The organism is Flavobacterium suncheonense GH29-5 = DSM 17707 (assembly GCF_000430025.1).
Taxonomy (GTDB): Bacteria; Bacteroidota; Bacteroidia; order Flavobacteriales; family Flavobacteriaceae; genus Flavobacterium; species Flavobacterium suncheonense.
Map to the genome: position 1 here is coordinate 235,122 of NZ_AUCZ01000003.1, position 24,458 is coordinate 259,579.

The following is a 24,458-nucleotide window of genomic DNA, read 5'->3' on the forward strand; positions in this document are numbered from 1 at the left end:
ATTAAATTAATTAAAAAGTAAGATTTACTGCGAAACCATAAGTTTTCTGAACCGGATATCTGTCTGTAAAAGATAAACCTCCAGCATTTCCAGTCGTTTCAGAACCTTCAGGATCGTTATAATATCTGTTTTCCTTAGGGAACCAAGTGAACGGGTTACGTGCATTAACTCCAATAGTAACTGCTGTTAAACCAGCTCTCTTAATAAGATCTTGGTTAAAGCTATAGCTTAATGACAATTCTCTTACTTTGAAAGCAGTCGCATCAATAACTAAATTCTCACCAGTTGTAGAATAATAACTGTTATAATAGTTAATGAATGAAGCCATACTACCACCACCTGTCATAACATTTGTATTAGCCTCATTAGCCTCATACAACCCATTTCCATTATAATCGTAAGATGAATTCGGCATAATGAATCCAGATCTGTTTTCAGCTGATTCAACTAACTGTCCAGTCCAAGATAAATTACGTTTTACATCTGAATAGAATTGGTGACCAGTTCTGTAGTCCATAGTAGCAGACAATTTAACTCCTTTGTAAGACAATGAAGATGTCAAACCTAAGATGTAATCAGGATTAACTTTTCCTAATTTTTTCATAGTAGGGTCAATTGTTGGATTACCATTTGCATCAAGAATGATTCTACCAAACTCATCTCTAGAATAAGTAGTTCCTTTAATCAAAGGATATTCTTCTCCTGCAACTGCATAAATTCCAACAAAGTCATACGGCTGACGCAATGACACCTCAGTTGCCTCATCAGACACTTTGTTAATCACAGATTTATAATGAGTATAGCTCAATTTGTTATCCCAACGCAATCCGTTGTTTGCCATTTTAATAGGCGTGAAAGACAAGTCAATCTCATAACCTTTGGTTTGCATTTCTCCAACATTTCTTCTAAGAGTAGTAAGCCCCGCAGCAGCAGAAGCACCTGTATTTGTAATCAAATCATGTGTATCGGTAACATAATATGAAGCATCAAGTGTCAATCTGTCGTTAAAGAAACCGAAGTTTGCAGCAACTTCTTTAGATGTCACAAACTCAGGCGTAATACCTTTAAATGTTTGACCCTGTTGCTGAACGTAAGAGTTTGCCCCACCAAATGGATATCCAATACCAAGAACCCCAAGACTATTAATAGCATAGGCAGGAACCGCAGATTCATTACCAACTCTAGTCCAGTTAGCAGACAACTTAGCATAGTTTAAAATATCACCTTTAAGACCGTCAAAAGCTTTAGTAGGGATAAACGAAATACCCGCACTTGGATAGAAGAAACTAGAATTTCTCTTCTCGAACACACTTGACCAGTCATTTCTTCCGGTTACATTCAAGAATAAATATTCCTTATAGCCTAAATCAACATTTCCAAAAAGACCAAACTTATTTCTAGTAATAATTGTATTAGCTAAATTTGAAGCCAAAGCAGGGTTCAAAACGTTAGTATAGTTATAAAGTCCCGGAATATTCAAATTAGTACCTCCAACTTGGTTTACTTTTGTATAGAAATCCTGCGTATTGAAACCTACGTTAGCTTTAAATGAAAGATCATTAGTTAACATATAGTCAAAATTCACAATAAAATCTCCGTAAAAATTTCTGTCAAGCTGAGTAGAACTATAGTATTCCGATGTTACAGAATTACTTCTTGAACCATAAACACTGGCTATATTATCTACGTACTCATTTTTATAAGACCAGTTATCAAATGTATTCAATCTCAAGTTAGCCAAATAAGAAAGGCTGATGTTTTTATTGATTTCATACCCCAAAGAAACAATTGCCGCCATTCTGTTTGTTTTACCAAACTCTCTCTCGTTATCTCTTCTCCAGTATGGAGAGTTATAATAAACAGTCCAGTGATGTTGGTTCTGACCTCCGCTAAATTGACTAACAGGAACATTCGAAGCTGTCTGTAAAAGGTTACCATACAATCCTGAAACTGTATTTTTTACACTCTCATTGATATAGTTAATATTACCTTCTACTGTAAATCTACCCGATTTCTTCCCTGCTTTTAGCAAGAATGAATTTCTTTTCAACTCATCCTTATCTACAATGAAATCTGTTTGATTTCTGTTTGCAGAAAATATAGCATAACCATTCTCAAGATTACCTCCACTCAAAGTAACCCCTGTCTGCACAATAGTACCTTTTTTAAAGAATTGCTTATAGTTATCCTCAATAGGGCTATACGGAGCCATAATATAAGATCCATCTGCCTGAGGTAAACCTACCGGCACAAGCGAACCGTCAAATTCAGGCCCCCAAGAACCATTCTCCTGACTCGCATGCAATCCGTCCCAACCCTGACCGTAACGCAATTGTCGTTGTGGCAAATATGCAATATCAGAAATATCAACAGAAGATGTAACATTTACTTTAAATTTACCTTCTGTCGAACCTTTCTTAGTAGTCACAATAATAACACCGTTAACACCATCAGAACCGTACAAAGCAGCTCCCTGCGCACCCTTCAATACGTTCACGCTCTCAATGATTTCAGGAGCTAATTGTTGAAAAGTACCAATGTTTGAAATCGCCCCATCAATAACAACCAAAGCCTGGTTATTACCTGTCATCGATCTGGCCCCTCTCAACACAACTCTGTTCTCAGCATTAATTCCACTGCTAGTTGTATTAATTTGTAAACCTGAAACCTTACCAACAAGCGCCTGAACCGCATTCGGGTTAGCCGCTTTGTTCAATTCTTCAGCATTTACTTTTTGATACGTTGATGTAACCGCATCTGTTTTTCTCTTAATACCAAGAGCTGTTACAACCACATCCTCAATCGCAGTAGCCTCTGCAGCCATAGCCACATTGATTTTGCTTGCAGCACCAACCACAATTGTCTGATCCTTCATCCCAATGAATGAAAACACCAAAGACTCTCCTGTTTTTGCTGCGATGGTATAATTACCATCCATGTCTGTTTGTGTCCCGCGAGTCGTACCTTTTACAACAACGCTAACACCCGGCAACGGTAAACCAGCCTCGGTTACTGTACCTGTAATAGTTTTCTCCTGTGCGAAGGAAAACTGCATTGAAAACGCCATTAATAGCGCAAAAATCCATTTAAACTTCGATCTCATATTAAATTTATTTGAGTTAGTTATTTCGCAAACTTCTTAATAATTTCTTAAATAACCAAATAATACTACAGATTTATAGTATTTTATATATGTTAAAAAATCATCCCGAAATTTTCAAAATTCCTAACAAACACATTTATAAGATTAAAAAGTAACAAAAGGGTTGCGCAAAAAATTTTACTTTTGGCAAAAAAAAAGAATGTTACTAAAAAACCACTCCTCTATGCTATTTGAAGCCGGTACCGATGAAGCCGGGAGAGGCTGTCTGGCAGGTCCGGTCACAGCCGCCGCAGTAATTCTTCCCACAGAGTTTGAACTCGAGTTCTTAAACGACTCCAAAAAACTATCCGAAAAGACCCGAGACAAACTAAGACCACTTATAGAAGAAAAAGCACTTACCTATAAAGTAACCCATCTGGAACCTGTTATTATTGACAAAATAAACATTCTGAACGCCTCCATAAAAGCCATGCAGGAATGCATCCTACAACTCAACCCTTCTCCGGACCACATTATAGTAGACGGCAATCGGTTCAAACCCATCAACGGCATTCCTTACAGTTGCATTGTAAAAGGCGACAGTAAATATTTAAGTATTGCAGCTGCATCGGTTCTGGCCAAAACCTACCGGGACGAATACATGAACCGGATTCACGAAGAATTTCCCATGTACAATTGGAAAAAAAACAAAGGCTACCCAACAGAAGAACACCGGGAAGCCATTAAAAAATACGGTATAACCAAATACCACAGAATGTCGTTCCGATTGTTACCCGAACAACTCACTTTAGATTTATAAAAAAAGGAAGTCAATCGACTTCCTTTTTTATATTAAACTAATTCCGCTTCAAACAGACTGGAAAAGTGCTTCAGTATTTTTTGCTTCACTTCTTCTTCATTCACTTTGTCAACTCCCAACTCAACATTAAGAGAAGTTACTGCCTTTCCTTTAATACCACAAGGAATAATATTATCAAAATACCCTAAATCCGCATTAACATTCAACGCAAAACCATGCATAGTTACCCATCGGGAAGCGCGCACGCCCATGGCACAAATTTTTCGGGCAAAGGGCGTGCCAACTCCCAGCCACACTCCGGTTTCTCCCTGGCTTCTTTCGCACTGCAAACCGTATTCGGCCAACGTAAGGATAATAGCTTCCTCCAACAAGCGAAGATATTTATGGATGTCTGTGAAAAAATTCTCCAAATCAAGAATCGGATAGCCTACAATCTGGCCCGGACCGTGATAGGTAATATCTCCTCCTCTGTTGATTTTGTAAAACGTCGCTCCTTTTTCTTCCAGTTGCTTCTCACTTAAAAGCAAGTTCGATAAATCGCCGCTCTTCCCTAACGTATAAACATGCGGATGTTCCACAAAAAGGAAATGATTATCGGTTGTGATTTCCGGGTGGTCTCTTTTTGCCATTTTTTGGGCTACGATAGCCGCAAAGAGCGCTTCCTGATAATCCCAGGTTGCTTTATAATCTTTTCGCCCCAGATCCTGAAGCTGTACTTTTTTATTCATAATTTTTAAAAACTACACAAAAATACAAAATAGTTTCCACATAGCCCTGATGGGAGCAAGCTACCGTGTAGCGCGGACAGCAGGAAAACGGATTCCAAAAAAGCCCGGACCTTTACGCTCCTAAAAGAACTAGCCATCACAGTTCGCAGCATCAGCCATCAATAAGACCACTGTTTTTGGACCTTTGCAACTTTACAACTAAAACAGTATCTTTGCACCCTTAAAAATCAATACGATATGCAACTTTCAGAACAAGAAATCATCAGAAGAGAGAAATTGAGCAAGTTGAGAGCACTTGGCATCAATCCGTATCCCGCAAATTTGTTTCCCGTAAATACTACGTCGAAGCAGATAAAGGACGCTTTTGAAGAAGGAAAGAAAGTTGTGGTAGCCGGCCGCCTGATGAGTGTGCGCGATCAGGGGAAAGCCTCTTTTGCCGAACTTCAGGACAGCGAAGGCCGTATTCAGGCGTATTTTAACCGCGATGTGATTTGCGAAGGCGAAGACAAAACCTTATACAACACCGTGTTCCGAAAATTAACCGACTTAGGGGATTTTATCGGAGTGGAAGGCGAATTGTTTACGACTCAGGTGGGCGCGAAATGTATCCGAGTTTCCAATTTTACATTCTTAAGCAAAACTTTACGCCCTCTTCCGCTACCCAAAACCGATGCCGACGGAAACATTTACGACGAATTCGTAGATCCGGAATTGCGTTACCGCATGCGCTATGTGGATTTGGTCGTAAACCCGCAGGTAAAAGACGTTTTCATGAAGCGAACCAAATTGTTCAACGCTATGAGAACGTTCTTTAACAATGCCGGTTATATGGAAGTGGAAACCCCAATTTTACAGTCGATTCCCGGTGGAGCAGCCGCAAGACCGTTTATCACACATCATAACAGTTTAGACATTCCGTTGTACATGCGAATTGCGAACGAATTGTATCTGAAAAGATTAATCGTTGGCGGTTTTGACGGCGTGTATGAGTTTTCGAAAAACTTCCGCAACGAAGGCATGGACCGTACCCACAATCCGGAATTTACCGCGATGGAAATTTACGTAGCCTACAAGGATTACAACTGGATGATGGAGTTCACAGAAAACCTGTTGGAATATTGTGCCACTCAGGTAAACGGCACGACAGAAGCCATTTTCGGCGAGCACAAAGTAAACTTCAAATCGCCGTATGCGAGAGTGACCATGACGGATGCGATCAAGCAATTCACCGGATTTGACATTACCGGAAAAACCGAAGACGAAATCCGAGAGGCAGCCAAAGGCATGGGTATTGAAGTGGACGACACGATGGGGAAAGGCAAACTGATTGACGAAATTTTCGGGGAAAAATGCGAGGGTAACTTCATTCAGCCGACGTTCATCACGGATTATCCGAAAGAGATGTCGCCTTTGTGTAAATCGCACCGCGACAATCCGGAACTAACGGAGCGTTTCGAATTAATGGTGTGCGGAAAAGAAATCGCGAATGCGTATTCCGAACTGAACGACCCGATTGACCAGAGAGAACGTTTCGAAGCGCAGTTAAAACTTTCGGAAAGAGGTGATGACGAAGCCGGACAATTCATCGACGAGGACTTCCTAAGAGCTTTAGAATACGGTATGCCGCCAACGTCTGGTTTGGGAATCGGAATGGATCGTTTGATCATGTTCTTAACCAACAACCCGTCGATTCAGGAAGTATTATTCTTCCCGCAAATGCGTCCGGAGAAAAAAGCACCGCAACTGGAACTGGAAGCCGAAGAAAAACTGATTGTGGAGTTGTTACAGAAAAACGAAAACACCATGGATTTGGCCGAACTAAAAACCCAGGCTGCTTTGAGCGGCAAAAAATGGGACAAAGCCATGAAGGCTTTAGCACAACACGGCCTTACAAAAGTAGCGGTAAACGGCGAAAGCAAAATTGTGGAACTGACAATGTAATCCTTATTTTACCTATATATAAAAGCTGTCCCAAAGACAGCTTTTATTATTTTCTGAAAATCCGATTAAACCATTTTCATTTTTGAATGTCTTATAGCTGTAACACAAAAATTTTAAAGACATGAAAAAATTAGCATTAGCCGTAATTGCCTTAATCGGATTAACCGTTCAGGCACAGGAGAAAAAAATGGAGCGTGAGAAATTAACTCCGGAACAACGTGTAGAACTTCAGGTTAAAAAAATGACCCTGGATCTTGATCTGAATGAGAAACAGCAAAAAGAAGTCAAAACACTGCTGACCGCCCGACACAAAAAAATGGAAGAAGCCAGAGCAAAACGTCAGGCCACAAAAACTGAAAACAAAAAACCTACCAGCGAGGAACGCTTTGCCATGAAAAGCAAAATGCTGGACGAACAGATTGCTTTCAAAAACGATATGAAAAAAATCTTAAGCGAAAAGCAAATGGCAAAATGGGAAGAGCGCAAAGCAGACCGAAGCGGACACCGCATGGAGCGAAAAAGAATGATGCATCACAAATCTGAAAAATAATGTTATTATAGCAGGTAAATTTTGCTTTTCATACATTTTTGATTAGATTTGACAGCATTAATCATTAACCTTTAACGAATTATGAAAAAAATAATTGCTCTTTTTGTCATGTTGTTTGCTTTCTCTGTAGGCATGAACGCACAAGACAGATCTAAAATTGAGGAAGCAGCCAGAAAAGATGTTGGCATGCTTAAAGAAATTATCGAATTAGACAAACAAACAGAAGACGCTCTGTTTTGGTTATTCGTAAAAAAACATGACGCTTTTGCCGCTCCGGATTTGAACGAAGAACGCGTAAAAGGCATCGCTCAAACCATCGAGGCTAAATTAAGAGCTACCTTAAGTGATGAAAAAATTGAAACGTTAATCAAAAAAGACAAAAATCTTTTCAGACAGCTTGTAGCTAACGGTAAATAAACATTTATTACAAAATAAAAAAACCACCTAAAAAAGGTGGTTTTTTTATTTTCAGTGATTCATTACAATTCTTTAGCCACTTTTCCAACAGCCTTAATTGTAAAATCCAAATCTTCATACGTAAGCGCATCGGTGATGAACCAGGTTTCATAAGCAGAAGGCGCGATATACACTCCTTCTTTCAGCAATCCGTGAAAGAATTTCTTGAAGGTTTCATTATCGCCATTGGCTGCGGTTTTAAAATCGCAAACCGGATTGGCGTCAAAATGTACGGATATCATCGACCCTACACGGTTAACAGTAAACACTACATTATTTTCGGTTAACTTTTCACGAATGCCGTTTTCAAGATAAGCAGTTTTTTCTTCCAATCGGGCAAATAATTCCTGATCGCTGTTGATCTGCTTCAGCATTTCAAACCCGGCTGCCATAGCCAACGGATTTCCGGACAAGGTTCCCGCCTGATACACCGGACCAACCGGTGCTAAATAATCCATGATTTCGTTACATGCCGCAAAAGCACCTACCGGCAATCCACCGCCTATTACTTTTCCAAAACAAACAATGTCAGCCTGAATGTTGAACAATTCCTGCGCTCCGCCTTTTGCCAATCGGAATCCGGTCATTACTTCATCGAAGATAAGCAAGGTACCGTTTTCACTGCACACTGTTCTCAAATCCTTCAAAAAACCTTCTTTTGGGGGAATACATCCCATGTTACCGGCAACCGGCTCAATAATAACCGCAGCAATCTGGTCTTTATTCGCAGCAAAAAGGGCTTTGATGTTTTCAATATCGTTATAGGCGGCCAACAAAGTATCCTTAGCGGTCCCTTCTGTAACTCCCGGACTGTTGGGAACTCCGAAGGTACTTAATCCGCTGCCGGCGGCAATCAGAAATGAATCGGAATGTCCGTGATAACATCCGGAGAATTTAACAATCTTGTCTCTTTTGGTGTATCCTCTGGCCAAACGAATGGCACTCATACAGGCCTCGGTTCCGGAATTCACAAAACGGATTTTATCGATGTTAGGCACCATGGAAACGGCTAATGCTGCAATCTGGGTTTCCAGTTCGGTCGGCATACCGAAAGAGGTTCCCTTTTTAGCTTTTTCGATTACGGCGTTGACTACCGGTTCGTATGCATGGCCTAAAAGCATCGGCCCCCAGGAATTAATGTAATCGATTAGACGATTGCCGTCTTCATCATACAAATAGGCTCCTTTGGCTTCTTTAACGAATATTGGTGTTCCTCCTACTGCTTTGAAAGCGCGAACGGGAGAATTTACGCCTCCGGGTATTACTTTTGCAGCCTCCACAAACAACTGACTGCTTCTCTGATATAACATTATGATTTGATTTTTAAAATTTGTCCAATGGATATGGCATTGGAAGAAAGATTGTTCATTTCGATTAACTGATCGACAGATAAATTAAATTTTCGGGAAATAGAATACAGTGTATCTCCTTGTACAACGCGATACGATTTACTGTCCAAAGGCGTATCCGATGTTTTGGCAATCGTCTTGTAACCGGAACCTATCACCTCTTCATCTAGGCGAAACAATTCGTAACGCTCTATCAGGCTGATTAATTTATCCGGATATTTTGGATCGGTAGCATATCCGGCCGCTTTAAGCCCTTTTGCCCAAGCCACATAATCGCCTTTGTCCAACTTAAAAAGATTGGCGTATCGGCTTCTTGAAGTAAGAAAAAGAGAATGATCTCTATAGGATTCTGACGGATGATTGTACTTACGAAAACATTCCTGAGCCGCATCATCATCATGATGTACGCTTTCTCCTGTCCAGCCGGTGTGACATTTAATCCCAAAGTGGTTGTTAGCTTTGACACTCAAAACACCTGTACCTGCACCCGATTCTAAAATTCCCTGTGCCATGGTGATACTGGACGGAATCCCGTGCTGGCGCATGTTATCTTTAGCAATATCTTTAAATTGTGCAATGTAATTTTTTACATCTTCACTGGTAACCCCAACTTTAGAAGTAGCCTCAAGCACTTCAGACTTTTTTTCAGAAGCTGACTTATTTGATGAAGTAACGACCACGGGCTGATGTTTCTTAACTGCAACCGTAGGCTTGGTGGTTTTAGTCGTCGTTCTCACTTTATTGGAAGAACCACAGTTGTATAACAAAACTGCAAAACACGCAATAAGACACTTTTTCAACATATGCTAATAATTAATAGTAGGCATTCTTTTTTGAAGCAACAATTGGTTCATCCCCCTAATTCCCTGCAAACCACCTGTATGAATGGCTAAAATTTTGGCGCCGGCCGGAAACTGATTTTTAGCAATCATATCCATCACCCCATACAGCATTTTTCCGGTATACAACGGATCTAAAGGAATTCCGGTCTGTTGGTAAAACGTATTCAAAAACTGCACCAATTCGGAGGTTACTTTTCCATATCCTCCAAATTCATAGCCTTTAATAAGCTTCCAATTGTCCTTTTTTGCAAACTTACGAATATCATCAGATAAAAACGAACCTTTTAACGCAGGAAACCCCATAACCGTCTGAGAAGCACCCGAAACATTGATAATTCCCGAAATTGTACCTCCTGTTCCAACAGCACAACAGAGGTAATCAAAACCCGAATCTTTTTCGTCTAGGATTTCTTCACATCCTTTTACTGCTAAGGCATTGGTACCGCCTTCCGGAAGAACATACACATTGCCGAACTTTTTTTTAATGAACGCTTGAAAAACTTCTGAGTCTTTATGGCGATAGACTTCACGCGAAACAAACTGCAACTCCATACCGTCTGATTTAGCCAAAGACAGCGTTGGATTGTCCGCTATTTTTGTTGCTAATTCCTCGCCGCGAATAATCCCAATAGTAGAAAACCTCATTTCCTTTCCAGCCGCAGCCGTTGCAGCTATATGATTCGAATAAGCCCCTCCAAACGTAAGCAACCTATCATAACCCAAAGCCTTTGCTTCCAGAAGGTTGTACTTTAATTTCCGGAACTTATTTCCTGAAATGTACGGATGCAGCAAATCCTCACGTTTGATTACAAGCGTTATGGAATTGGGCAGGTTATAAACTATTTCCTGATTCAACGGCATTTTTATTTTACAAAAGTAGTAAAAATAAAAAAGTGCAATCTTTCGATTGCACTTCTGTTCTGTAGTTTACAATATTAGTTTTTCACTATTACTTTTTTACCTACCTGCTGATTGTCTTTTGTATTCAGACGAACAATATAAACCCCTTCGCTTAAAGAACTGGTGGAGAATTCATAAGAATCATTGTTTCCTAATTCTTTTTTAGCAAAAACCTGTTTTCCTGTTACATCATAGACTTCACAGGATTTCAACTCGGTTTGAAGCGGATTTTTAATTGTCAATACATGACCACCATTGTTCTGATAAACTTCAAGAGAATTCACCGCAGCATCGTTCACAGATAAGGCAGCAGCATCTTTAAAGGTAATTTCAAAACGGTCTTTATTGTTACCTGCCGGCAATGTTATTTCAAAGAAATTGTTTTTAATATCGTAGTAAATATCGGTTAACTTATCGTGAAGGAAGATATTCTCTGCCATTTCAAAATTCACCAAATCACCCACAGTCACTCTAAAAGTAGCCTGTCCAGCCGATTTAAAAGCAAACGGGATTTTTTTATCAATATCAAACGCTACTGTGGAAATTACGTATTGTTTGCCTTCAAGCGGAAAGTACACATCTGTTGGTAAGCTACTGTCCGGAGACTGCCCGTCAAAAGTATTGTCTACACCATCTGTTGCAATTGGATTGAACGCCAACGCTACTTCTCTCGTATATTGATTGTTTAAAACAGTATGCAGTTTAATTTGTGGAACCGGTTTTCTTGAAATCTGTTTATAATCGGTTCCGGCCACATTCTGAATTTCATCCCATTTATCGTCACTTCCAAGATTTGATGCACCGGCATTTGTGTTTTTCTCAAATTGTGAATCATTAGCCACTCCTTCTTTTCTGAAAACACGGTAAATGTTTTTCATTTGTGCATTTCCTACCGCAACTCCCTGTATCTGAAAGCCCTGACCTATAGGAGAAAACATTCTTTTGTACGTTGCGCCAGTGCTCCCGCCTGTAGTATTTGGAGTTCCGTCCGGGTTGTAAGTATTCCAGGTTGCTGAAACATAAGTTCCCGGTGTACCAATGTTAGCCCCGTTAGGTGTATAAGTACCATAACCTCCTACGTACTGATCCAAATAATGCGACGTTGCCGGTTTAACATGCTCCCAAAAATAGGCTGCACCGGTAATAACATTAACAGGACCTCCCGCAGAAATAGCACCGGTTGTATAGTTAACCGTTTTTCCGCTGTTTTCCACAAGGAACGCATTTAAATTAATAGCTGAAGGATACGGATTACCGGTAAGCGTTCTGTTTTCATAATTTGGACCGTCAACATTGCCAACTGCTATGTTAATAGTTCCGTCATTAGGTTTTCCTCTAAAGTCGTAACGCTGGTTGTTGCCCGGATTGTTCTGAACGCCCAATACTGTAGTAGCATCGGAACCGCTAACCCCTTTCATAGTAAATCCTTCTCCGGCATTAATTGTATTGGCACTGCCAACAAAAACCCAGTTGGAATATTGATTCGCATTGATGAATTTATAAATCCATCGGTTTGAAATAATTAACGAACTGTTTGACGAAGAACCGTCCAAACCGGTAGTAATACTCTGTCCTCCAAAAGATGTAACCCCGGTCGGTCTTTTTAACTGACCGATTCCAAAAGCATTATTCCCTGCCGCAGCAGCCGGAACACCAACCGGAGAACACCAATAGTTGTACCCGAAATTATTTGAGGTTCCCTCCTGATAAACAGACAAATCTCCCACACCTTTATTCACCCCGGCTCCGGTTGTTCCCTGAAGCAATTGTCCGTCATTTCGCAGATAGAAATTACTGGTAGCTGCATTTAATTCCAAATCGCTGGTTATAAAAACCTGCTCGTTATTAACGTAAACATAGCTGTTTGGGCTAACATACATCTGTGCCGAAACCACACTGAATCCAACGATTGTGAAGGATAGTGTTAATACATTTTTAAGTAGTTTTCCTCTCATAATCAGATATTTTGGGTGAATACTTATGATAAAACAAATATATTATATTTTAATTAACATTTAATATTTGCTCACGTTTTTTTGTTAAAAATCGATTAAAGGCAGATTATATCTATAAAAACAAATTCCTCTCCCGCTAATTTGTATTTTTTTTAATATTTTTTTTTTGGATATTTAATTTTTTTTATGTTATCTTTAACAAAAAGTTCATTTTTTGTTGTATAAAATTATTTTTTTTATGAAAAAAACTACATTTTTTACATTTTCGTTGTCTTTTATATTTTTATGGTTTTTTTCTTACTTTTAAAAAGACGCTATAGTAACAAATGTCGTTTATAAAGTTCCGAAACGATTATCAAACTACAACTGTAAACAACCTAACATCAAAATTATTGACCATTAAAAAATAAACTACTGTAACGAATTCACAATATTCTGAAAACATTGCCAAAAAGAAAACAGTAAAACAAATCAGTAAAAAAAATATATAACAAAAGGTAAAATACAAAACCAACCTAAGAAGGACGAAATTTCACACATCAAACAACAAAACCATGACTAGAAACGAGAAAATAAAATTGCATTTACAACAAAAAAACACCTTATTACAAGAAAAGAACAAAAAAAATCACACTTAATTAACAGTTAAACTTTATTATAAATAAAAAGTTTAACACCATGTCTGAGACACAACATTTTATCAATACTTTTATCACATCCGTTTAAGTATTTGTGTCAAAAAAATTATAACTTGCTAAAGACATTAATGTATTGCCCTATGAAAAAAAATTACTTTAAAAAATGCAGAAAATATTTTTCATTTTTTGCCTCCCTATTCTTTTTAATCCTTCATTTTGAAGGCTTTGCACAGACTACGCAAACCTTTACAACACTAGGAAACGGAAGTTTCACGGTTCCTTGTGATGTTACCTCCATAACCGTGGAATGTTGGGGAGGAGGAGGCTCCGGCGGAGGGCAAGGAAATAATAACGCTCAAGCCGGTGGCGGTGGCGGTGGTGCATATGCACGATCAACCGTTGCAGTTACCCCAAATACAACAATCAACTTTTTTGTTGGTGCTGGCGGGGCTCAAACTGCTTCCGGAAACACCAACGGAAACAACGGTGAAAACACCACGTGGAACACAAATCAAGTAGTTGCCCAGGGTGGTTTTGGCGGTGCCTATACTGGTGCCGGAGGTAACGGAGGAACAGTAGCAGGAAGCACCGGAACAGTAGTTTTCAGAGGAGGTAATGGCGGAACTGCATCCGGAGGCACATCTGGTGGTGGTGGCGCAGGAGCAGGAACTGCTGCAAATGGACAAGATGCCAATATTGGAACAGGCGGGATCGGAGTAGCACCTGCAGGGAATGGCGGCGGCGGCGTATCCGGAAGCGCAAACGGGGTAGCTGGTACCCTATATGGGGGCGGCGGTTCCGGCGCAAGTAGAACCGGTGGAAACTACAGAGGTGGTGCCGGCGCTCAAGGGATGATTCGCATTACCTACACTACGGCATTCACCAACTCTTACTGTACAAAAACATACACAACTGCAATTGAACCCATCACAAACGTTACTTTTGCTGGTATTAACAATACCACATCCGCAACACTTAACGGAACACCTGCCAATGAAGCATTTTGCGATGTGGCAACAGTAATTCAAGGACAAACGTATTCGTTTTCTGCCAAAGGAAACACTGCCGGAAACTACAATAATTACATAAGAGTCTATATTGATTTTAACCAAAACGGCATCTTTGAATCTACGGCAACCGAGGAGTTCAACATTGGCATTATTACCAACTCAACTGGAACCGATGCCATCTCAGCAACAGCAAATATAACGGTGCCAGCCGGCGCATCTCTTGGTTATACAAGAATGAGAGTTGTAAAAAACTATAACGCCTACACAGGATCATGTACATCAACAGGTTACGGACAAGCTGAAGATTATACTGTTTATGTAGTAGCTCCGGCGCCTTGTAGTACCCCAACAGCACAGGCAACAGCGTTAAACCTAAGCCCGTCCGGAAACTCTATTTCCGGTACATTTACACACGCTGTTCCGCAACCTGACAATTATTTGGTTATCATCAACCAAAGTGGCATTGCCCCGACAGCTTTACTTAACAACGGTACTACTTATGTAGCAGGACAAAACCTAACTGGTGGAAATTATGTGGTTGACGTAGACAGCAACAATAACTTTAACGCCACAGGGTTAACTGCAAATACAACCTATTACATCTTTGTTTACTCGTATAATTCTGCTTGTACAGGAGGACCTTTGTACTACACGAGCACACCGTTAAACGGCAGTACAACCACTTTAAGCGTAAGTTATTGTACCCCAACCTCTTCCAACCCTAACACCCGTTATATTCAAAGTGTTCAGACTATCGGTAACTTAACCAATATGTCTAACATGAACACCGGAGGAACAGCCGGAGGTTATGCCAACTATACTGCGTTGCCAACAACTACGCAAGTTGAAGGAGGCGGTATTAACGTAGATTATTTATTAGCACAATCCCGTATGTTTATGCGTGTTTGGGTAGACTGGAACAAAGACGGTACTTTTACAGATGCCGCTCCGGAATTAGTGTATCAGACCGGTGGTGTACAAACAATTGCCGGTTCCTTCGGTTTTGTGGTGCCACTCGGTACTGCTCCAGGAAACTACAGAATGCGAATCCGTGCCTACGAAACCGCACAAGCATTTAGCCCTTGCGGAAATTTAGCAAATGGCGAAACAGAAGATTACACCATTACAGTTGTAGCAGACTGTCCGGCCAAAATAACTTCGGTTACAGACGGAAGCCGTTGTGAACCCGGAACAGTAGACCTATATGCCTACGGAACAGCAGGCGTTACGGAATACCGTTGGTACGATGCCGCAACAGGAGGATCTTTAATTGGCACATCCAACACCAATTTATGGACTACACCCTCCATCGGAACCACAACCAATTATTACGTAGCCGCTTATAACGGATCCTGCGAATCGCTTTTCAGAGAAAAAGTAATTGCAAAAGTTAACCTTTCATCCATTATTACCGTAACACCTTCTACCCCTGAAGTATGTGGAGAGAACAACATTGTTTCCATAACAGCTTCCGGAGATGTTATGGTAGAAGACCTGGTTAATGTTAACTTTAATGACGGAACTTTCGGATCCTTAATCCGTCAGAATGTTGCAGCAAGTGCCAATACACAATGGATGGTACAAACCAGTCCTTACATCCCTACCGGCGCTGTTTGGAAACCGGCTTTGGTATCCCGTTCTGTTGGCGACAGATTTGCTCTGTCGGTATCAGACTTCTCTGCTCCTAACCCTAAAGACATGATTTTAAGAACAGGTGTTTTAAATGCCTCACCTTATACCGATTTGTTTTTAACATTCAGACATCACTTCTCTTATTATGCAGGAGAGCCGGCACAATGGGCAGACATTGATGTTTCAACCAATGGAGGAGGCGCCTGGACAACTATTCAGTCGTACACGTCTACACAAGGATACGCGGGTGATTTCGCTCAGGTTACTTTAGACTTAACAGCTTACGCCGGTGCTCCGAGTTTAATGGTGCGTTTCCGTTACCATTTAGCCGGAGGTTCTGCTTGGGCAGACGGATGGGCCATAGACGATGTACGTTTGTACGGAACAAGACCGATGAACACAACTTTTACCTGGAGTGGCGGTTCTGTATCTGCCTTTATCGATGCAGCTTGTACCATTCCTTATGTAGCACAGAGTGTTTCAACAGTTTATGTTAAACCTACGGGCGCCCAATTAACAAGCCCTGACTGGTCTTTTACAGCTATTGCCACCTTATCTAACGGCTGTCCTGTTTCAAAATTGATTACCGTTAACAATAAAACCAAATTCTGGAAAGGCCTTACTAACGACTGGAATGACCCTAACAACTGGGAGCCTGTAGGTGTACCAGATGCCAACACTTGTGTTGTAGTACCTACAGCACCAAATGGTTCTGTTATTTCAGGTTCTGGCTATAATGCTTTTGGTAAAAATCTTACGGTTAAAAATACCGGAAATTTAGAATTACAATCGAACAACAATCTTACCATAACAGATTGGATTGATGTTAATGCCGGCGGTATTTTCAGCGTGAAAAACAACGGTAGTTTACTTCAGATTAACAATGTTGCCAATACCGGTAGAATTACTTACGAGAGAATTTCACAACCGATGTATCGCACTGATTACACCTATTGGAATTCTCCGGTAACAACTGCTTCCGCTTTTGCAGTAGGCAACCTTACTTCCGGAACAAATTTAATTTTCAGATATACGCCTACTCAGGCTGGCGGAAACGGAACATGGACACAAGTTGCCACCGGAACTTCTATGAACCCTACCTTTGGAATCATAGCAAGAGCCCCAAGCACTTTCCCTACTTCCGGAGCAAAACAAACGTTTACGGCTACATTTGCAGGAACACCAAACAACGGTGACATTACCATGCCGATTTCAAAAGGGACAAACGCTAACATGGGCAGTACGTTACCAAGTGGCGGTTCTACAGTTGTAACGAATGCAGATGACGAATGGAACCTAATCGGTAACCCATACCCTTCCGCAATTGACATCTTAAGTTTCCTTAACGATCCGGCAAACATTCCGGTTATCGACGGTACGGTTTACATCTGGACACATAACACTCCACCATCTGCAGCCACACCAGATCCATTCTATGGTAACTACGTTCAGAATTACACCATGAGCGACTACGCAACGGTTAATTCATTAGGAGGCACCACTACGGCACCATCAGGAGGCGCAACACCTACCACTTTCATTGCCGCAGGACAATCTTTCTTCGTAAGTGCAGATGATGCTATGGCGAACGGTACTACTCAGAATGTGGTATTCAAAAACTCAATGCGTGTAACGAACAACAACAATATGTTCTTTAAAACTTCAGACACAAATGAAAATCTGAACAGCAATGGTTTTGAAACGCAACGCTTGTGGTTAAACTTATCAGGCGACAATGGTGGTTTCAGCCAAATCTTAGTGGGTTATGCACAAGGTGCTTCCTCAGGTTGGGACAGAGGTTTCGACGGAGAAGCGTTAGCCGGTAATGCCGTAAAATTCTACTCCTTGGGAGCAGACAGAAAATTAACCATTCAGGGACGTTCTTGGCCGTTTAATCAGGAGGATGTGGTTCTTTTGGGTTACAAAGCAACTGCACAAGGAAACTACACTATCGGAATCGACCATTTTGATCTGCTGTTTAACGACCAGAACATTTATCTTGAAGACAAAGTTTTAAATGTTGTTCACGATTTAAAAGTGGCACCGTACAGCTTTACTTCAAACGTTGGTGAATTTGAAGACCGCTTTGTATTGAAATACACTAACCAAACGTTAAGCACGGAAGAAATAACAGCTATTGAAAATTCTGTTATACTTTACAAGACAGATAAATTAAACATCAAGTCTGCCGCGCAACCTATTAAGGAAGTTAGGGTGTATGACATTCAGGGCAAACAACTTCTGTCTGAAACAAAAGTTAACGCGAATGAATTTACCGCTGCAACTTTAAACCCTACACAAAGTACTCTGATTGTGAAGATTACTTTAGACAACGGAACCGTAGTAAACAAAAAAGCGATTTACTAAAATTCTCACAATCTCTTTTTAAAAAAAAGCTCCAAGATTTGGAGCTTTTTTTTATTCCTACTAATTACCCACCATTTATTACTTGTTAATTTTTTGTTGAAAAATATTTATAACCCAAAAACCCAGCAACCACAAGGGATATCTTTCATTGATTTTAGAGAATATTTTAATTTTCATCGATTTTTTTGGGATTTTATCGACAAATCATTACTTTCACCCTTAAGAATTAAAGAATTAACATTTATATAACAATTTAACCAAAAATCGTGAAAAAAAACTACTTTACCACAACTTTCTTCAACAGATTTGTGGAACGAAAACAATTCTTAAAAGAACGGCTTCTTACGTTGTTCCTTTTTGCTTTTTTTACCCTAAGTTTTTCCGGCTTTTCTCAAACCACTCTTATCTCCCCTACGGGCGACGGTGGATTTGAAACAGGTAACACCCCGGCTTTAAACGGATGGACCATTACCAGTAGCGGAAACAATACCCGCTGGGTAACCAGTACTGCTGCTACCGGCTACACGGGTGCCCGATGTGCTTATATTTCAGACAGCAATGCTGCGACTCCTGCTTACAACTACACAACTGGTAACGCAAGAGTGGCGCACTTATACCGAAACATAACGGTTCCTGCCGGCGAAAGCATTATAACTTTAAGCTTTGACTGGAAAGGCTACGGAGAATCAAGCTATGATTACCTTAGAGTATGGGTTATTCCTAGCGGCACTAATCCAGCATACGGTACAGCTATAACGGCAGCCGGTAACCGCATTCAAATAGGCGGAAATTTCAACCAACAAAATGCATGGACTTCATCGGGTACGCTTACGTTACCTACAAATTTAGCCGGAACCACTTTCCGTTTGGTTTTTGAATGGACAAACGACGGCTCTTTAGGTACACAACCTCCGGCGGCCATTGACAACATCTCCTTAATATCAAGTGTTCCCGCCGCACCGTCAAATGACAATTGCGCTGGAGCAATCACGGTTACCGCGAGCAACAACCCATCTTGTAACACTCTTACCGGAACAACTTTGGGCGCAACCCAATCTTTGGCAGGTTGTAGTGGTGCTGCAGATGATGACGTATGGTATAAATTCGTCGCTACAAGCACTACCCATACCGTTACGGTAACCCCTTCCACTTTAGTAAATGCCTCATTTCAGGTATTTAGTGGCAGTTGTGGTACTCCTACCAGTTTAGCATGTATTAATGCAACAACTGGAACAGCAGCAGAAACTACAGATTTAACCGGTTTAACAATCGGTACGACCTATTTTATTCGTATTTATAGTTCTGGAAATGGTTCAGGTCAAGGTAACTTCTCACTTTGCGTAAATTCACCGCTTAGTAACGATAACTGTACAGGCGCGATAGCTGTTTTAACCAACACAGATTTAAGCTGCACAAACAGTGTTTCCGGAACCATCCAGGGCGCAACCAACTCGGGTACAAACTGTGGATTAGGAACTTCTGATGATGATGTTTGGTTTAGCTTTGTGGCCACCTCCACAACCCATAACATCAACCTAACAAACGTATCTGGAAGTACTACCGACTTAGCACATGCGGTTTACGGCGGTAGCTGCGGCAGTTTAGGCGCTTCTTTGGTTTGTTCAGACCCTAACAGTAGTGTAGTTTCCGGCCTTACTATTGGAAATACTTACTATGTTCAGGTATATTCCTGGACTTCAACAACTGGTCAGGACTCCACCTTTACCCTTTGTATCAACACACCAATAACCGCTACCAATACAACCTGTGCCACTGCAACTACGCTTAATTGTGGCGACACCCTATACGGAACAACAAACGGAACAACGGGAGCAGTCGCTCACGGTACCGGCTGTTCCATGAGTAATTACGGGGTATGGTACACTTTCGTGGGAGATGGTGCGCAAACGATTATTTCCACAAGTCCTGATTTCGACATCAAATTATCCGTAGTTACAGGAAACGCTTGTGGTTCTTTTACCAACATCGCATGTACTGACTCGTCTCCAGAATCTGCTACTTTTACAACGGTTGCAGGTCAAACATACTACGTATACATTGCCTATTGGACAACAGGCTCCACTACAGGAAATTTCACGATTACAAGAAACTGTATTACGCCTTGTACTCCGGGACCTGGTACAGGAACCTCTACTTTAGGCTGTCCTAATGTTATAACAGGTGGTTTAGGATTAAACGGTGCCGATCCGGCAGCTATAGACTGCACCACAGGAAGCTGTGTTGATTTGGAAGCTACGTATCTTCAATTAGGAAACACGACTACGTATACCGTAACTTCTATTCCTTACAACCCACCTTATCAGTTTAGCTGTTTGGCGAATCCGGTAAGTGTTAATATTGACGACAGATGGTCGGCTCCTGTTAATTTGCCGTTCAACTTCTGTTTCTACGGAAACACCTACAACCAGTGTGTAATTGGTTCTAATGGCGTTTTAACTTTTGATATGTCTAAGGCAAACACTGGTTCGGGATATTCTTTCAGCAACAACCTGCCAAGTACGACAGGTGCTTTGTTTGCCAATACTATTTACGGGGTTTATCACGATATTGACCCAAGTGTTGGCGGTGAAGTGGGCTGGGAATTAATCACATTGAATTCCGGCTGTAGAGCTTTGGTGGCTTCTTGGAGTAATGTGCCGATGTTTAGCAACAACAGTTTACTTTACACAGGAATGATGGTTTTGTATGAAAACACAAACATCATCGAAGTATATATTAAAGAAAAAAGAGTTGACGGAACCTGGAATGGCGGTAACGCTATCGTTGGGGTTCAAAATGCTGCCGGAACTGCTGCGGTGGTTGCGCCGGGAAGAAATGGTTTAGATGCCGATTGGACCGTTTTACCAACAAATGGGGAAGCATGGCGATTTACCCCTTCGGGAACATCCATAACCAATTTACAATGGTTCGAAGGACCAACGGCTACCGGTCCGGTTATCGGAACTTCCCCTACGCTTACTGTATGTCCGACAACAACAACAACCTATACCGCTCAGGTTACTTATACCTTGTGTAACGGAACAATTCTAAAAGAAACCGATCAGACTACCGTAACAGTAGGCGCAAACAAAACCTGGAACGGTTCTGCCGGTACCAACTGGAACACTGCTGCCAACTGGACGCCTGCCGGAGTACCAACTGCTACACAAGGGGTATTAATTCCAAACACCGTAAACAAACCGGTTATTAACGGTGGAGCTGCTGCTGCTGCCTGTAACCTTAACATCCAAAGCGGTGCTACTTTAACTGTTAACCCAGCCAATACAATTACTGTAACAAACGCAGTAACCATTGCTGCAGGTGGAGACTTGATTCTTGAAGACACCGGTAGTTTAGTACAAATTAACAACAGCGCTAACTCTGGTATTGCCCATATCAAACGCACTAGCAAACCGATGTACCGTTTAGACTATTCCTATTGGAATTCGCCGGTAACAACTGCTTCAAACTTTGCCGTTGGGAACCTGACTTCCGGAACGAATCTGATTTACAGATACACTCCAACACAAGCGGGTGGAAACGGAATCTGGACACAAGTTGGTACCGGAACAGCCATGAATCCGACATTTGGTATCATTGCAAGAGCACCTAGTACTTTCCCTTCATCAGGGACAAAACAAACCTATACCACTACGTTTGTAGGAACGCCTAACAATGGTGATATCACTGTGCCGATTTCAAAAGGAACAAATGCCAACATGGGCAGCACAACACCAAGCGGTGGTTCTACAACAGTATTGGATGCCGACGACGAATGGAACCTGATTGGTAACCCGTATCCTTCAGCAATTGATATCCAAACGTTCTTATCAGACCCTGCGAATGTACCGGTTGTAGACGGAACCATTTATCTGTGGACACACAATACACCTCCTACTGCTGCAACTCCGGATCCATTCTACGGCAACTATGTTTCTAATTATACGGTAAATGATTATGCTACAGTTAATAGCTTAGGAGCAACGACTACTGCACCGTCAGGCGGTACAGCACCTACTAAATATATAGCATCAGGACAGTCTTTCTTCATCAGTGCAGACGATGCCATGGCAAACGGAAGCACCCAAAATGCTGTCTTCAAAAACAATATGAGGGTGGCCGGCAACAACGCTAACTTCCTGAAAACTACTGCTGGAAAAAACAACAATATTGACTCCTTCAGTACGGAAGGCTTTACAAGTCAGCGCGTGTGGTTGAATTTATCTAACAACAATGGCGGTTTCAGTCAAATTCTTGTCGGATATGCCGAAGGAGCAACTCTGGCTTGGGACAGAGGATTAGACGGTGAGGCTTTAGCCGGTAATGCCGTGAAATTCTACTCGTTAGGCGCCAATAAAAAACTGACCATTCAGGGACGCTTCTGGCCTTTCAACCAAAATGATCTTGTACCGCTGGGTTATAAAGCGACAGCTCAGGACAATTACACTATCGGTATTGATCATTTTGATGCCGAATTCAACAATCAGAACATTTATCTTGAAGATAAAAAACTGAATATAATTCACGATCTGAAAGTGGCTCCATACAACTTCACATCGGAAATTGGAGAATTCGAAGATCGTTTTGTATTGCGTTACACCAACAACACATTGGGCAACGACGAAGTTACAACGCTTGAGAACGCAGTAATCATTTACACTAATGACTACTTAAATGTAAAATCGACTTTACAGCCAATTAAAGAAATCAGAGTGTACGATGTTTTAGGTAAACTTTTATTATCAAACACTAAAGTAAATGCCAACGAATTTATGGCAGCTACCTTACGACCTACACAAACAGCTTTAATTGTCAAAGTAACACTGGACAATGGTGTGGTCGTAAACAAAAAAGTAATCTATTAGATTTCCTGCTTATTACAAGTAAAAAGCCTTTCAGTTTTCCTGAAAGGCTTTTTTAATCCCATCAATTCAGATTACAAATTCAGAATATCGATTATTTAAGACATTTCATCCAATTTCAAAAATTTACTGTAAAACGGATGCGATAAAAAAAATAACTTTACTTTCCAAAACCCGAAGAAAGCGTTTGTATCACAAGTATCAATTCTAAATAATAGCGATATGAAACGTGAATCATTACTATTTCTTTTTTTATTTTTTCTACTGTCAGGCAATTATGGATTTTCTCAGGTTGGAATTGGCACCACAACACCGGATGCATCTGCCAGTCTTGATGTAACAGCTACAGACAAAGGAGTATCCATCCCAAATGTAAATCTTGCCTCAGAAACCGATGCGGTAAAAATCCCGAATCCTAAACCCGGACTGATGGTATACAATACCAACGCAGCACTGCCTTGCGGAAAAGGATTGTATTTTAATAACGGAACAGCCGCTACACCAGTCTGGTCGTGTTTCAGCAAAACAACTAAAGAATATCATGCTTACAACACAAATTCCCGAAACAATGTTAATTCAGCCACCTTAACCTTACAACCCGGCTGTACCATAAATTTCACGGTACCTGCCGGCCAGATTGTCGATGTAAAAATCGATGCTGTTTTAGGAGGCACCAACAATTCTACCAATAGTGGACAATATTCTGTTTTTGATACCGTAGTATATGTTGACGGTGCGCCATTACCACAGGGAGGCTGGAACAGAACTTCCATTGTAAATCCGGGGAGCAACACCAACAGTTTTAATGTTTGCAGTATATCAACTGTCTGGAATGGTGTAACATCGGGAGCGCACACGATTCAGCTGTATTCATCCAGACCATACGGCAATTCAAATATAACCTTAGGAGGCAATTGTACCACTGCAACTAACTGTGGGGAAATACATGCTACTGTAATATATCGCTGATTATGAAAACAATGCACTTCACCATGTTTCTACTACTCATTTCGACTGCTGCAATCGGACAATCGAACAGCAGATTAGGAAACGAGAAAAAACCAACGATTGAAGAAACTTCTGAGAAAATCACAAACCAGATTCATGCAGAAAAATCCAAGATAGAACGCCGGGCTTTAACTTTAAAAAAGCAAACAGAAGACCAAAAGATTATAACCATTAGGGATTCCGTTACAAAAAAACATGAAAAACAAATAAAACACGTTTCCAACCTAAAAAAACAAAAGAACTAAACACAAAAACTTAAACAATAAGTATTTTACCTGTTTTTGTTATGAATGTATTTCAAAAATGTAGTATTTATCT

The 24,458-nt window shown here is 40.9% G+C and carries 14 protein-coding genes; 8 read left to right on the top strand and 6 right to left on the bottom strand.

What is annotated here, in order from left to right; genetic code table 11:
• Positions 1-10: 10 nt before the first annotated feature.
• Entirely contained in the window at positions 11-3,103 is a 3,093-nt protein-coding gene (locus tag G498_RS0101275; protein ID WP_051269619.1) for a SusC/RagA family TonB-linked outer membrane protein, read from the bottom strand.
• Positions 3,104-3,302: 199 nt separating this feature from the next.
• Here G498_RS0101275 and G498_RS0101280 point away from each other — a divergent pair, with 199 nt between their 5' ends.
• On the top strand, positions 3,303-3,902 hold the full coding sequence (locus tag G498_RS0101280; protein ID WP_026979471.1) for a ribonuclease HII: 600 nt from the start codon (positions 3,303-3,305) through the stop codon (positions 3,900-3,902).
• A gap of 32 nt (positions 3,903-3,934) precedes the next feature.
• Here G498_RS0101280 and lipB read toward each other — a convergent pair whose 3' ends face one another.
• Positions 3,935-4,630, bottom strand: coding sequence for a lipoyl(octanoyl) transferase LipB (lipB, locus tag G498_RS0101285; RefSeq protein WP_026979472.1), 696 nt, complete (start codon positions 4,628-4,630; stop codon positions 3,935-3,937).
• Between the two features lie 237 nt (positions 4,631-4,867).
• On the opposite strand from lipB, the gene lysS reads away from it, so the two are divergent.
• The 3 genes from lysS (at position 4,868) to G498_RS0101300 (ending at position 7,538) form a co-directional block, all read left to right on the top strand.
• Positions 4,868-6,571 (top strand): lysine--tRNA ligase, encoded by a 1,704-nt coding sequence (gene lysS / locus G498_RS0101290; RefSeq protein ID WP_026979473.1) that lies wholly within the window; start codon positions 4,868-4,870, stop codon positions 6,569-6,571.
• Between the two features lie 121 nt (positions 6,572-6,692).
• On the top strand, positions 6,693-7,121 hold the full coding sequence (locus G498_RS0101295) for a hypothetical protein (RefSeq protein ID WP_026979474.1): 429 nt from the start codon (positions 6,693-6,695) through the stop codon (positions 7,119-7,121).
• 81 nt (positions 7,122-7,202) lie between these two features.
• Positions 7,203-7,538 carry a hypothetical protein gene (locus G498_RS0101300; protein WP_026979475.1) on the top strand — a complete coding sequence of 112 codons (336 nt, stop codon included), beginning with the start codon at positions 7,203-7,205 and terminating at the stop codon, positions 7,536-7,538.
• A gap of 62 nt (positions 7,539-7,600) precedes the next feature.
• Here G498_RS0101300 and hemL read toward each other — a convergent pair whose 3' ends face one another.
• The 4 genes from hemL to G498_RS0101320 all read right to left on the bottom strand — a co-directional run bounded on the left by hemL (position 7,601) and on the right by G498_RS0101320 (position 12,623).
• A complete protein-coding gene (gene hemL, locus G498_RS0101305; protein WP_026979476.1) occupies positions 7,601-8,887 on the bottom strand; it encodes a glutamate-1-semialdehyde 2,1-aminomutase in 1,287 nt (428 codons plus the stop codon).
• Positions 8,887-9,663, bottom strand: a complete 777-nt coding sequence (locus G498_RS0101310) for a glucosaminidase domain-containing protein (RefSeq protein WP_244877122.1) — start codon at positions 9,661-9,663, stop codon at positions 8,887-8,889. Before G498_RS0101310 ends, hemL begins: the two co-directional genes overlap by 1 nt.
• A 69-nt stretch (positions 9,664-9,732) precedes the next feature.
• Positions 9,733-10,629 (bottom strand): 1-aminocyclopropane-1-carboxylate deaminase/D-cysteine desulfhydrase, encoded by an 897-nt coding sequence (locus tag G498_RS0101315; RefSeq protein ID WP_035744679.1) that lies wholly within the window; start codon positions 10,627-10,629, stop codon positions 9,733-9,735.
• Between the two features lie 74 nt (positions 10,630-10,703).
• A complete protein-coding gene (locus tag G498_RS0101320) occupies positions 10,704-12,623 on the bottom strand; it encodes a T9SS type A sorting domain-containing protein (RefSeq protein ID WP_035744682.1) in 1,920 nt (639 codons plus the stop codon).
• 778 nt (positions 12,624-13,401) lie between these two features.
• Between G498_RS0101320 and G498_RS15275 the strand changes: the two genes are divergently transcribed.
• The 4 genes from G498_RS15275 (at position 13,402) to G498_RS0101340 (ending at position 24,385) form a co-directional block, all read left to right on the top strand.
• On the top strand, positions 13,402-18,270 hold the full coding sequence (locus G498_RS15275) for a GEVED domain-containing protein (protein ID WP_052122265.1): 4,869 nt from the start codon (positions 13,402-13,404) through the stop codon (positions 18,268-18,270).
• Between the two features lie 266 nt (positions 18,271-18,536).
• Positions 18,537-23,135, top strand: coding sequence for a T9SS sorting signal type C domain-containing protein (locus G498_RS0101330; protein WP_026979481.1), 4,599 nt, complete (start codon positions 18,537-18,539; stop codon positions 23,133-23,135).
• Positions 23,136-23,354: 219 nt separating this feature from the next.
• Positions 23,355-24,101 (top strand): hypothetical protein, encoded by a 747-nt coding sequence (locus G498_RS15280; RefSeq protein WP_026979482.1) that lies wholly within the window; start codon positions 23,355-23,357, stop codon positions 24,099-24,101.
• 23 nt (positions 24,102-24,124) lie between these two features.
• The gene (locus tag G498_RS0101340; protein ID WP_026979483.1) at positions 24,125-24,385 is read left to right on the top strand and encodes a hypothetical protein; all 261 of its coding nucleotides are present in this window, start codon (positions 24,125-24,127) and stop codon (positions 24,383-24,385) included.
• Positions 24,386-24,458: the final 73 nt, after the last annotated feature.